The following is a 12,992-nucleotide window of genomic DNA, read 5'->3' as shown; positions in this document are numbered from 1 at the left end:
TTTAAGATCGGCGTGTGCGTTTTTATAATTAATTTGTTTGTTGATTAATTAGTTAGTTGGCGTTCATGCGAAAAGGGGGTGTTTTACACTCCCTTTTAAAACTAAATAAAAGGCTATCATAGCCGAACCAATATGAGTGAAGAAAATAAAGAGCAATCGGTTGAGCATTTTATGGAAATGATAAAGCGCTCCAGACGCGGTAAGTTTAAGATCTACATTGGGATGAGTGCCGGCGTGGGTAAAAGTTACCGTATGCTCCAGGAAGCACATGCGCTTTTTAAAAATGGCATTGCTGTACAGATCGGCTATATTGAAACACATAACCGCATCGAAACACACTCGCTTTTAGATGGGCTGCCTTTGATTCCCCGCCGTAAAGTTTTTTATAAAGGTAAGGAACTGGAAGAAATGGATCTGAAGACCATTTTGAACCGCCATCCTGAAGTAGTGATTGTTGATGAATTAGCGCATACTAATATTGAAGGCAGCAAAAACAGCAAGCGCTGGCAGGATGTGCTGGATATCCTGGAAGCGGGTATCAATGTGATATCAGCCGTAAACATTCAGCATCTGGAAAGCCTTAACGAGGAAATAGAAAAGATCACCGGGGTTGGTATCACGGAACGTATACCTGATAAAGTGCTGGAAATGGCAGATGAGATCGTCAATATCGACTTAACGGCCGATGAATTGATAGACCGGTTAAAGGAAGGGAAGATCTACGATAAAACTAAAGTAGAAAGAGCTTTGCAAAATTTTTTCCGCAGCGAAAAGATATTGCAGTTAAGAGAGATCGCGTTAAAAGAAGTCGCACATCATTTGGAGCGTAAAATTGACGTGGAGATACCTAAGCAGATCAAATTGCGGCCTGAAAAATTTCTGGCCTGTATTTCCTCGAACGCCGAAACCTCAAAAATAGTCATCAGGAAAACAGCCCGGCTGGCTTCTTATTACCGTTCCCCATGGATCGTATTATATGTACAAAGCAGCAGTGAGAGTCTTGATCGGATTAAACTGGATAAGCAGCGATATCTGATCAATAACTTTAAACTGGCCACAGAATTGGGTGCTGAGGTACTGAAAGTAAAGAGCGATAAAATAACGCAAACTATTATGGCGGTAGCACAGGAACGGGAAATAACAACCATTTGTATCGGCAAGCCCCATTTAAGCCTGTTCCAGGTCATATTAAGAACACCAGTATTTAACGGGCTGCTTAAAAATATTGCAGCCACAGAAATTGATTTAGTCATACTATCATGAAAGTAAAAAATAAACTTCGTTTAGGATTCGGCTTTTTATTTATCGTCGTCCTTTTTTTTGGTTTGATATCCTTGTATTATATCAACGAAATATCTACCAGCGCAAAAGTGATTTTGAAAGATAACTATGAAACGCTGAATTATACCCGGGATATGCGTACAGTGCTTGATCAGCAGGATCTCCCGCTTAATGCGAAAGCTGCCAACTATTTTAATATACAACTGGTAAAAGAAGAGCATAATATAACCGAGGCTGGCGAGTTGAGCGCGGTTAGAAGTTTAAGAAAAGCTTTTACCGAACTCCAAAACAATAGTGCTACACCTGCTCAATTAAAAAAATCTGAAAGAGAGGCACGAAAGTACCTACGCATGATAGATATTATTAACATGCAGGGAATCGTGCTTAAAAATGATAAAGCGCATGAGTCTGTCAGAAATGCAAGCATATTCCTGGGGCTGGCCGGAACTTTCACGTTTTTGGTGTTATTTAGTTTTAGCATCAACTTCCCCAGCATTATTTCCAATCCGCTAAATTCACTATTAGACGGGATCAGGGAAATCGCCAAAAAGAACTATACCCAACGCATCCATTTTAATAAGAATGATGAGTTCGCTGAGGTAGCCAACGCGTTTAATGACATGGCCTCCCGGCTTAACGAATGGGAAAACAGCAATTTATCAAAGATCATGTCTGAAAAGTCGCGTATCGAAACAATTATTGAGCAAATGCATGATGCGATCATCGGTATCAATGAAAAAAATGAGGTCCTGTTTATCAATACCGCCGCTAAAAATATTCTTGGCCTGAGCGAACAAAAAATGGAAGGTAAAGCTGTTTCCGATATTATGAAAAATAATGACCTTTTTAAATCGATAGTGGATGAAGGGAAAGCTAGAAAACCATTTAAAATAGTGATCGATGGAAAAGACTCCCACTTCCAGTTAGAAGCCAGTGAAATTGCCGTACCCAACCTGTCGCAAAATCTGGCCTCGTCATTAAATGTTGCTAAAAAGTCAGTCGGAATGGTTTATATTCTTCGCAATATCACCGAGTTTAAAGAACGCGATGAGGCGAAAACAAATTTTATCGCTACGATATCACATGAGCTGAAAACCCCCATTTCAGCTATTAAGATGAGTGCCCAGTTATTGGCCGATAAGCGGGTGGGTAGTTTAAATGAAGAGCAGGAACAGTTAACCCGGCATATTAGTGAAGATGCGGAGCGACTGTTGAAAATTACCTATGAATTATTGGATCTTTCACAAGTGGAGACCGGAAATATCCAACTCAATTTTGTATCGACACGACCTGAGCAGATCATCGAATATGCCATTAAAGCGGTTAAGTTTGAGGCAGATCAAAAAGGGATTATTATTGAGCAGGCAATAGCCCCCAACGTTCCGGACATTCACGCGGACCTGGAAAAAACAGCCTGGGTGGTCATCAATTTTCTATCGAATGCGCTACGGTACAGCGCGCCAAAATCTAAAATAATGGTGCAAATTACGCCCAGGGGAAACATGGTCGAGTTTTCGGTTAGGGATTCAGGTAAAGGTATTGATGTCCAGTATCAGCAAAGGTTATTTGACCGGTATTTTCAGGTACCCACTGATGGACAGAACAAATCAGGGTCAGGTTTGGGACTGGCAATCTCTAAGGAATTTATTATAGCCCAAGGTGGAGAAATTGGCGTAGAAAGCGAAGTGGGGGTTGGCAGCCGGTTTTATTTTAAATTACCGATAGGAAATAGCTAACCTGAAAAGTCATTTATTGTCGTTTAGATAAATAGCTATTTTTTTTAAGAAATGAAGTGTTGCTTTGACCGATCAACAAGATTCGAACCAAGCTGAACACGATTTGTTTATGAAAATATTTTAGCCCCTTAGTTGTCTTTAAAATTACTGATATGTTATTAATTATCTTAAAAATCGTGTTATTACATGGTGTAATCATCATACCTTTAACACCCCCGAAAACCAAAGCAAAGCATAACCCTGTCTCTGAATTAAAGATGGATACAAATACAGAAGCTTCTTCCTATGCCATAGATGAAAATGGTAATCTTAATAAAAATTAAATTGACGAATCATTAATATGGGTAAACGATAAAACTCTATAAGCAAGTTCTATCCATTGCCATTAAAATGCTACGCTTAGTACAACTAATAGGTTATATTTAAACTTTAAAGATATTACCTGTGAAGTAAGTTTTTCACTGGTTAATATTATTTTTGACAACAAAAAGCCCAACTTTAATACTTAAAGTTGAGGGTTACATTGCTTTAAAAAAGCACACAATAAAAAGCACACAATAAAGATAGATGTGAATATGCAACCAACAATATTAATTATCGATGACGAAAAAAAGCTCTGCAATTTATTGGCAAGAATAATTGAATTAGAAGGGTTTAAGGTCTTACAGGCTCACACAGCAAGAGAGGGCCTTAAAATTTTGATACAGGAGGATGTGCAGGTAGTGGTGAGCGATGTCAAGTTGCCAGACATTAACGGTATAGAACTTGTCAAACAAATCAAAGAAGTAAAACCGTTTGTCGAAATCATCAATCTCACTGCCTTCGGTACCATACAGGACGGCGTACTCGCGATTAAAAACGGCGCTTTTGACTACATCACCAAAGGTGATGACAATGATAAAATACTGCCCCTTGTTCATAAAGCCTTAGCGAAATCGAGCCTTCAATGGCGCATATATGAATTAGAGAATAAGATGGTTAAACAGCATAGTTTTGATGGAATTATTGGTAATTCTAAAGCTATACAAAACGTTATTGAATTGGCACGTAAAGTTGCTACGAGAGACACGACCGTTTTGCTCCTGGGAGAAACCGGCACAGGAAAAGAAGTTTTCGCGCAGGCGATACATTATAACAGTAACCGCAAATTACAAAACTTTGTTGCTGTAAACTGTAGCGCTTTCGGGAAGGAGCTATTAGAAAGTGAATTGTTTGGCTATAAGGCAGGTGCGTTTACCGGAGCCGTCAAGGATAAAAGAGGCCTGTTTGAAGAAGCGGATGGCGGGACACTATTTCTGGATGAAATTGGGGAGATGAATATTGATCTTCAATCAAAGCTATTGCGTGTAATAGAAAGCGGGGAACTAATAAAAGTGGGCGACACCAAAACCCATAAGATCAACGTACGTATCATTGCCGCAACCAACCGTAAGCTGGAAGAAGAGATTGAGAAAGAACATTTCCGGGAAGACCTTTTTTACAGGCTATCCGTATTTCAAATTATTCTGCCATCGCTTAATGAACGCAAACAGGATATCGCGTTATTGGCACATCATTATCTAACAGAATTTGCTAATAAAACCAATCAGCAGATCGATCAAATCAGCGTTGATTTTATGAAGCGCCTGGAAAGTCACAAATGGAAAGGCAATGTAAGGGAGCTTAAAAACATTATTGAGCGGTCGGTGATCATGTGTGAAAGTAACACCCTGACCGCTAACTTGCTTCCTTTCGACTTTTACAACGAAGATGAATCCTCCTCCTCAGCATTCGATCTGGCGGTGGTAGAAAAACATCACATTAGTAAAATGCTTAGTTTTACCAAGGGCAATAAAACCGAAGCCGCCAGGTTAATGAATATCGGTTTAACCACTCTATATCGGAAAATTGACGAATATCAATTGCATTAAACGGAATAAAGATTATTAGACATACCTGCAATCCCTTCCATTTTGGAAATAGACCATATCATTCTGATATGCTTTTAAAGCCTATTTCTTAAACGAATTAACTCATGTAACTTATTTTCAATTGTTTAATGCAGCCTTTTTCAAAATGGCATGGTTTTAGCCTATGCGGAAAAATGCAAACGGTGGCACCCCCTCTTTTAGAGTTCTTGAATGGATGTCTAAATGAAAATTACCATTTAAATGATTCCTATAACGGTGATGATTACGGCACCCTTATCAACGCGTTTGCGGTTTACATAATTAATATGATATCTTCTGGTAATATGATTGCGTTAGGTGATTGTTTAGCAGTAAGCGAAAGCATCTTTCTTATAGGATACCAAAGGTATAACTTGGTTTTGGTCATATCCTGCCTTACTGCAAGTGTTCCACTGCTTGAAAAATTTAGGCTCTCGGACGACCTTCGCAAAATTTCTCCACCATCAATTAAGAATTTATTTAATTATTACACCATATCGAACCTGAACTGGTTTTACTAAAATTAATATATGAATTCACATTTAAAGAAGCTTTCAGCGGCGGGAATGCTGATTACCTTAGGCATAATTTTTGGAGATATCGGAACATCGCCTTTATATGTTTTTCAAACGCTATTGATTGAAGGGGGAAAAGTAAATGCAGATCTGGTTTTAGGCTCCATTTCCTGTATTTTCTGGACACTTACGCTCCAAACAACATTTAAATATATTATTATAACGCTGCAAGCGGATAACCGTGGTGAAGGCGGGATTTTCTCGCTTTACGCGCTGGTGAGAAGGTATGGCAAATGGCTTGCCATACCAGCAATCATTGGTGCAGGCACACTCCTCGCCGACGGCATTATCACTCCGCCAATTTCGGTTACTTCAGCTATTGAAGGCTTGAACCTTGTTCCCGCCTTTGCAAAGGAAATTGTTCCCGGTAATAACCTGGTCCTGATTATTGTGATTTCAATAATGATCATCCTCTTTTTCTTTCAGCAATTCGGAACCAAGGTTGTTGGCTCATCCTTCGGGCCGGTGATGCTCATCTGGTTTTCTATGCTGAGCATATTAGGCCTGATGCAACTGGTTCATTATCCTGAAATATTTAAAGCCCTCAATCCGTATTACGGCGCACGATTATTAATCTATCATCCGAATGGGTTTTGGCTGCTGGGCGCTGTGTTTTTATGTACTACCGGCGCTGAAGCTTTGTATTCGGATTTAGGCCATTGCGGCAGAAAAAATATCCAGGTCACGTGGATATTTGTAAAAACCACGTTAATGTTAAACTACCTTGGCCAGGGCGCCTGGGTATTAATGCAGCCTGCGAATAAAAATTTTGCCGGTGTAAATCCTTTCTTCGAAATTGTGCCGCATTTTTTTCTGATACCGAGTATCGGCATAGCCACCTTAGCCACAATTATTGCCAGTCAGGCATTAATAAGCGGCTCTTTTACCCTCATTAGCGAGGCCATAAGCATGAATTTCTGGCCTCGCATAACGGTTAAATATCCATCCAATATACGGGGGCAAATATACATACCGAGCATTAACTGGATACTTTGTGTTGGTTGTATTGCTGTGTCACTTTACTTTCGTACTTCAGCTGCAATGACCAACGCTTATGGGTTTTCAATTACTATAGCCATGCTGATGACGACTATATTAATGTATTACTTTATGCGATACGTTAAACACTGGCCGGTTTGGCTGGTAACCATTATCCTTTGTGTGTTTTTAACGGTAGAGTTTTCATTTTTTGTCACCAACGCTGTCAAAATCCTGAAAAGGTTATTCTTCCTGGTATTTGAATTTGGATTAATTTTTACCATGTACATCTGGTTTAGAGCACGCAAGATCAATAACCGGTTTCTCAATTTTATTGACCTGAAAGAGCAAATACCCTTGCTTAAAGCATTAAGTGCCGATCAGGGTGTGTCTAAATACGCTACGCATTTGATTTACCTGACCAAAGCGAATAACAGCAAGCAAATCGAACAAAAAATCATGTATTCGATATTAAGCCGGAAGCCGAAGAGAGCTGATGTTTATTGGTTTGTGCATATCGAGCGCACTGATGAACCTTATACAATGGAGTATACGGTAGATGAAATGGAAAATGATAAAGTCATCAGAGTTGAGTTCCGATTAGGTTTTAGAATACAGACGAGGATCAATTTGCTTTTTAGAAAGGTAGTAGAAGATATGGTTAGCCGTAAAGAACTTGATATCACCAGCAAGTATGAGTCCTTAGGTCATTTTAACCTGGCAGCTGATTTTCAGTTTGTGATCATGGAAAAATTCCTCTCTTATAATAACGAATTTAACCTGAGAGAAGGATTTATTTTAAACAGTTATTTTGCGATAAAAAAATTAGCCCAAAGCGAGGCTAAGGCATTTGGTTTGGACACCAGTGAAACCCGGATAGAAAAGATCCCGCTAATTGTTAAACCCGTTACCAATATTCTGTTGAAAAGGGTTGAAATCCATTAATCGTGCTTACCGTAAAAAGATACTTTCTTGCATAAGTGATTGGAGGAAACCAATGAAACGCTTAGCATAAAATAATGTTTATTATAAGAAATAAGTAAGGGGGTAAAAACCACTTGTAACAATAGAGAATATAAAAAAGTCCGTTTTTTGTACGATAGAGGCTGTTTTTGGAAATAGCTAAAAAAACGACTTGTCCATTCGCTACCATTTTACTACTATTTTAAAAGAATTTTTAAAAGCTTTTAAAGGGGTACCTACCATTTAGGGCAAAAGGTTGTTTTTCTTCAATACCCGCAACACTTCGGTTAGATCAGCTTCCATGTTGTTGACACGCTTGTACATATCTGTGGGGTGTTTAAAATTGAAGCTGCCGTGCCACACGCCATACCATATCTCTAAAATATCGTCGGGGTAAAGTTCAATGTCGGGGTATAGGTTACGGTTATCAATGGCGTCAGACTTAGCAACGATGTACCCGTACTTATCTATTCTATTTAATAGCCTTTTAGCTATAATTCCCCTGTTTTTGGTAACAATTATATGCACGCGATCTTCGCGTATATCTTCTAATTTTTCGACCCAGCGGCCTATTATCATTTCCTTATTTTCAAGCGTTGGGAACATGCTGTCGCCGTCAATTTCAAACGCCCGGTAGGTTGCATCTTTTAAGCCTGGCAATGAGAATGCCGGTAACTTTTCTACGTATTCGGCATCGGCATAACCATTTAAATAACCGGCTGCCGCTTTAACCGGAACGTACACTATATTTTCATTACCGCCATTGTCAACCGTAATTATTTGAGGGGTAAAATGACGAGTTGGGGGGTCGGTTGGGGGGTCAAGTTTTAGTGGTTTTACTGCACGGACACCTACTTTACCAGTAGGGGTGTTTGTAATGTAGGGTACTTTTGGTTCACTTACCATGTAGTTAGCATGGGGGCTATGCTCATGTTTTTTAAACATTTCGCCCTCCCCGGTAATAACCCACATAATATTTAGATCGGGGTATATGTAGGTTATCTTCTCCAGTATGTCAGCCCCTACGCTCTTTACCTTATCCAAATATCCATTAGACACCCCCACGCTATCGTAAAACTTTCGTTTACTAAGTCCTTGTGAATCAATGAATAATAGCAGTCGCTCGACGGATGACATTTTTATTTAGTATATAATCTACAATAATATTGGATATTTAGATTTTACTCTACATATTTGTGTTCGCAAAGAAACACAAACAATGACCAAAGATAAAAATATAAAAACCACTTGTAACAAAAAAAGCATATCAAAAGTGCTTCCAGCCCCTACGGCAGAAGTGGTGGCAGAGATTGTGGGCGTATCTGAAAGCTATGTTAAAAAGGTTAGAACCGGCACCAGGCCGGACAAAAGCCCAGCTGCCGACGCTGTAAAATACTGCAATGAGTTACTTATCGACGGTCAAAAACTACTGGTACAAACAGTAGCCGAAATAATGCACAGTAAACAAATTCAACAATAAAAAACCCTCCAAAATCTTAAACAAAATGAAAACAGTAATTAAACAAATCAAAACCATGCCTGCGGCTATTGCAAATGATGAACTCACAGCTGTTCAGTTTACCATTATCGCTTTAGTAATTTTTATAGGCGTTGCCGCCGGCCTTTACAGTGTAATTTCAGGTTCAATACAACTAATGGAAGTGGTGGAGCTGTGTACCCTATAACTCCAGCAGGATATACCTATATTTCTGATTTGGCGACTATGATAGCTGCCTATTCTGCTGTATTCCCAGTATATCGAACGTTTGTTGGTTGTGCTATAAATGATCCTCTTTTCAATAACTCAGCTATAGGAGATTTTACGTTGCAGTTTAATAGCCCCGCTAAAAACTTAAGTTACTTTGGAACTTATGTTGGAGCCAAATCAATTGCTTACCCAATTAAAGCACGCGCTACTGAAAGTGCCGGCGGTTTTGATTTTTCAACAGCGGTTAATCTTACCGTTGCCGATGACAGCATAACCTTAACTAATCCAGCATTAGATGCTCAAATAGATACACATGTTATTGTTAATGCGATAGCCAGAGAATTGGCAAATTTTCCGTCTTATGGCTTTAATGCGGATAGAAACGGGCAATATATTGATTCTATAGCTGATTTAGATACGGTTACCAAATCGCCAACTGATACGCTCAATATTCCGGCGCCTTATATAGTTGAAACTGGCGCTATCGTATATAATGGAGCAACGTATCAGCCTGGTGACCGCTTTACAACGGTTGCAGGTCAAACAACATTCACAACAGTTGCATCAGGTGTAGTTCGTGAAATATTAGAGGCGCCTCAACGCCATACCATAATGGCAAGGTTTGGTGACGGCGGCAGTACGGTGACTACCGGAACCGCTTTGGTTGTTGGTTATTTTTATTATGTGGTAAATGGTTCGGTTACTTATGACAGTGTTATATATAATGCGGGTTCGATATTTAAGGCTATAGATACCAATGCTTTTACGGGGTCGGGTTCTGTTTTTATTGCTTTATCAACTGAAGCTTTCCAACATTATGAGCCTGGAATAAAACCAACCTCAAATAATACCGGTGATGCCCGTACCGGGTCGATATTACGCGGTAATGGTGACCCGGCTTATGTTCGTGGAGGTTTAGGTGTTAAAGAGTTTCCTATTAATGCAAAATTCATTCAAATCCGGTATTACATACGGGTTAATAACTTAAAACCATAGTGGCATATCAGGTTGTAAGCGGAGAAGTCCAATCGGGCGTATTGTACATGATTGTGGGTGATCAATCTGTTACCTATAATGCAATTACATATACAACCGGCCAACGGTTTCGGGGCGTTGCGGGAGTTAGATTTTTCACTTACTCGGGCACCGGTGCTCAAGAAGTTAACGAAATATTAGAGTTAGTAGGTGGCGGTATTGAATTGGTTGAAAATTTAATTGACCAACCGGCTTATGCTGATATTACACAGCTTAACGGGATGGGTATTGAGTTTTCGCTAAACGATGCGGAAAAGATAGTGAATGAAGTAACTAAGATAACTGGGTTTGCGCTTGAATTAATTGATTATCCTTTTTATTCATGGCCAATAACAGAAACAAGATTATAGGCACGCAAATGCTTTTTAAATGGGTTTTGCCTAATTCTTTCGATTGGTTTTGTGATAAAATATTCTAATAGTATGCTTAGTATAATAACTATAATCAGGGTTGTGAATCCATAACCGAATATTTTAGGGAAAGCCTTTGCCCTTGTGATATTTATTATAAGCATTTGCGAAATGTAAATCGGATAAGACAAATTACCCAAATATCGATCTATAGCATTGTTTTTAGATAATATAAACGCGGCAGGAATACATAAAATAAGTACGATAAACAAAAATGCTTGTGTATAATAGGTGTTTAAAAATAAGTAGTTATAAAGTACTATAATAGCCAGCAATAGAGTAAACTTAAATTTCAAAAAATTGATATTTAATGATGCTTTGCTCACCCTCAAATAAATATGATATGATAGACACCCGCCCATAAAAAACATTAACTGTGTTGGAAAAAACATATAATCCCATGGATGGCCTGACAGACCATTAACCGCCAATAAGTACCTTAAAAGTAAACTGCCAAATAATATTAATAGAATTAAAAAAAGTGATTTACGGAGTATAAAAGGAGCGATTAAGTAAAATAATAATTCAATCCCTATCGTCCACCCGAAACTATTAAATCCAAATAGGTAAACATTTGGTTTCGACAAGCCAAAGTTTTTTGTAAAAAAAAGGTGGCCTTTGTTGATGCCTAAAATAAACGTCAAGTCCAACCCAATAATCAAAATATTTGCAATGATTAAATATAGCCATGTAGTTAACGATAATGGCGCAGCGTAAGCATAAAACCAAATAGTACCCGGATAACCTAAAAAATAAACAAATGAGCCCCATACAATTAATAAAGTCAATACAAGCCAGTAAATAGGGTATATTTTCAATACCCTATTTCTATAAAATAACTTATTGGAGCCTTTTTGATATTTTTCATTTAAAATTAACGACATATAAAATCCGGAGATAATATAAAAGCATTGTACGGTTAAATCGGCTGGTAGTGCGGAATAGCCAAAAAGTGCAGAGGTGTGGCAAAGTACAACTATACAAGCAAGTAGAAATCTTATTAAACCCATTTAAAATTTATTAGGAACCGGCAAATACTAAAAGCACTATAAACGTATAAAAAATAAATGATTAAATAGCTTTTAAAGGTGCTTTAGAAAGGTTGAAAAATAATAATTGATTATAGGGCATTAAAAGCCTATTTTGAGATAGATTTTTAAAGAGCAATAGACAAAAAAAGTAACTTTTACAGGCAATTAATAGCTATTTTAAAGATATTTAATAAACTTTTTTGGGGTAAAGTACTGCTATAAAACCTTACAAGTGGTTTTATTTTTTGTTACAAGTGGTTTTTGCGATCTTATAAGACGCGCAATCTGCCGTCTTATTTCTTATAATAAACTCCGGTAAGGTTTGTCGTAGATACGAAACAGCAGTTTTAGGTTAATTATAGTTCCAAAAAGTATTATAAACCATTCCATAAATAAATTTATTATATGTCTTAATTAATAAACATTTATAGTGATAGTGTTACAGTGCTTAATCTTCGTTATTCATTAAGTCTGTTATACTTATAAACCCTGTTGACAAGAGATTTCATGCAAAAATTTCACATTCCCTTTTCTGGTGCTTAAGGTCGGCTGTTTTGTATAATTAGAGCCGTAACCTCATGATTAAATATTGCGCATAACATAAATGTTACAAACTAATCAATTGCCAAAGTAGGTTGACAACCTGTTTATGCGACAGGACAATGTGCAATGGCGCTGCATCACTTAGTCAGAAGCATTCCTGTTTCACGGGAACCAATTAACGAAAGATCTACTTCCAGATAGCTATTAGGCCGCCTGATTTCCCGGTAAGGGGATCTGTTTTAGGTATGGGCAGGGCGGCTATGTTTTTATCGGTCCCAGGGCGTTCGCCGGGCAGTCCTCTGTTCACATCCCAGCTGCGGCCGTCTTCGTAAGCGCCAACAATGCCCAGGTTGTCGCTGCTGAGGTTCTTGTGTCCAACACCTGCAGGAATAACAATAATATCGCCTGCCTGCACCTTTACCTTACGGCCTTTTTCGCCGCCAAGGTGCAGCAGTGCTGAGCCACTGTAAACCCCTAAAACTTCGTGTGAGGTGCTGTGGTAATGATGAAATGTATAAACGCCGTTGCGCCAGGAGTTTGTCCAGTTATTGGCAGCAAAATGCTGTTCCAGCCAGGATGCGCCTTCATTGTCGTGCGCTGTAAAGGCATTACTATATAGTAATAGTGGGAACTTACTATTAGGAATTGTTCCGTCATCGTGAAAGAGCAACTGTTCCGGTGCCATAAGTTGATCGGTGTTAAAAGGCTTCTTTGTCCTTATTGCTAATAAGCCGAGCCATGATAAAAATGTTTTACGCTCCATGTTTCTTTATAATCGGCTGCCTTTGGTTTTCATTTGATGAA

The 12,992-nt window shown here is 38.6% G+C and carries 12 protein-coding genes; 9 read left to right on the top strand and 3 right to left on the bottom strand.

Annotation, left to right across the window (positions count from 1 at the left end; translation table 11 throughout):
- Positions 1–132 precede the first annotated feature (132 nt).
- The 5 genes from JWQ54_RS03780 to JWQ54_RS03760 all read left to right on the top strand — a co-directional run bounded on the left by JWQ54_RS03780 (position 133) and on the right by JWQ54_RS03760 (position 7,443).
- Positions 133–1,263, top strand: coding sequence for a sensor protein KdpD (locus JWQ54_RS03780; RefSeq protein ID WP_299580439.1), 1,131 nt, complete (start codon positions 133–135; stop codon positions 1,261–1,263).
- Positions 1,260–3,017: an ATP-binding protein gene (locus JWQ54_RS03775; protein WP_299580436.1), complete on the top strand. Its 1,758-nt coding sequence runs from the start codon at positions 1,260–1,262 to the stop codon at positions 3,015–3,017. The genes JWQ54_RS03780 and JWQ54_RS03775 overlap by 4 nt, the downstream gene beginning before the upstream one ends.
- 152 nt (positions 3,018–3,169) lie before the next feature.
- Positions 3,170–3,340, top strand: coding sequence for a hypothetical protein (locus tag JWQ54_RS03770; protein ID WP_299580433.1), 171 nt, complete (start codon positions 3,170–3,172; stop codon positions 3,338–3,340).
- A 252-nt stretch (positions 3,341–3,592) separates the two neighbouring features.
- The gene (locus tag JWQ54_RS03765) at positions 3,593–4,927 is read left to right on the top strand and encodes a sigma-54 dependent transcriptional regulator (protein ID WP_299580430.1); all 1,335 of its coding nucleotides are present in this window, start codon (positions 3,593–3,595) and stop codon (positions 4,925–4,927) included.
- 548 nt (positions 4,928–5,475) lie between these two features.
- Complete coding sequence (locus tag JWQ54_RS03760) at positions 5,476–7,443, top strand: KUP/HAK/KT family potassium transporter (protein ID WP_299580427.1); 1,968 nt, start codon at positions 5,476–5,478, stop codon at positions 7,441–7,443.
- A 261-nt stretch (positions 7,444–7,704) separates the two neighbouring features.
- Here JWQ54_RS03760 and JWQ54_RS03755 read toward each other — a convergent pair whose 3' ends face one another.
- Positions 7,705–8,598 (bottom strand): hypothetical protein, encoded by an 894-nt coding sequence (locus JWQ54_RS03755; RefSeq protein ID WP_299580424.1) that lies wholly within the window; start codon positions 8,596–8,598, stop codon positions 7,705–7,707.
- 82 nt (positions 8,599–8,680) lie between these two features.
- On the opposite strand from JWQ54_RS03755, the gene JWQ54_RS03750 reads away from it, so the two are divergent.
- Genes JWQ54_RS03750 through JWQ54_RS03735 form a run of 4 tightly spaced genes read left to right on the top strand, consistent with a single transcriptional unit; the run spans position 8,681 to position 10,554 of the window.
- Positions 8,681–8,941 carry a hypothetical protein gene (locus tag JWQ54_RS03750; protein WP_299580421.1) on the top strand — a complete coding sequence of 87 codons (261 nt, stop codon included), beginning with the start codon at positions 8,681–8,683 and terminating at the stop codon, positions 8,939–8,941.
- Positions 8,942–8,966: 25 nt separating this feature from the next.
- Positions 8,967–9,146: a hypothetical protein gene (locus tag JWQ54_RS03745; RefSeq protein ID WP_299580418.1), complete on the top strand. Its 180-nt coding sequence runs from the start codon at positions 8,967–8,969 to the stop codon at positions 9,144–9,146.
- A gap of 38 nt (positions 9,147–9,184) precedes the next feature.
- Entirely contained in the window at positions 9,185–10,165 is a 981-nt protein-coding gene (locus tag JWQ54_RS03740) for a hypothetical protein (protein ID WP_299580415.1), read from the top strand.
- On the top strand, positions 10,165–10,554 hold the full coding sequence (locus JWQ54_RS03735) for a hypothetical protein (RefSeq protein ID WP_299580413.1): 390 nt from the start codon (positions 10,165–10,167) through the stop codon (positions 10,552–10,554). Before JWQ54_RS03740 ends, JWQ54_RS03735 begins: the two co-directional genes overlap by 1 nt.
- Here JWQ54_RS03735 and JWQ54_RS03730 read toward each other — a convergent pair.
- Both JWQ54_RS03730 and JWQ54_RS03725 read right to left on the bottom strand, forming a co-directional pair.
- The gene (locus JWQ54_RS03730) at positions 10,521–11,624 is read right to left on the bottom strand and encodes an acyltransferase (protein WP_299580410.1); all 1,104 of its coding nucleotides are present in this window, start codon (positions 11,622–11,624) and stop codon (positions 10,521–10,523) included. The genes JWQ54_RS03735 and JWQ54_RS03730 overlap by 34 nt on opposite strands.
- A 751-nt stretch (positions 11,625–12,375) precedes the next feature.
- Positions 12,376–12,873, bottom strand: coding sequence for a cupin domain-containing protein (locus JWQ54_RS03725; RefSeq protein ID WP_299580407.1), 498 nt, complete (start codon positions 12,871–12,873; stop codon positions 12,376–12,378).
- Positions 12,874–12,992: the final 119 nt, after the last annotated feature.

This window comes from Mucilaginibacter sp. (genome assembly GCF_028288225.1).
GTDB lineage: Bacteria > Bacteroidota > Bacteroidia > Sphingobacteriales > Sphingobacteriaceae > Mucilaginibacter.
Note: the sequence above shows the minus strand (reverse complement) of the source record. Positions and strands in the feature narration are given on the sequence as shown.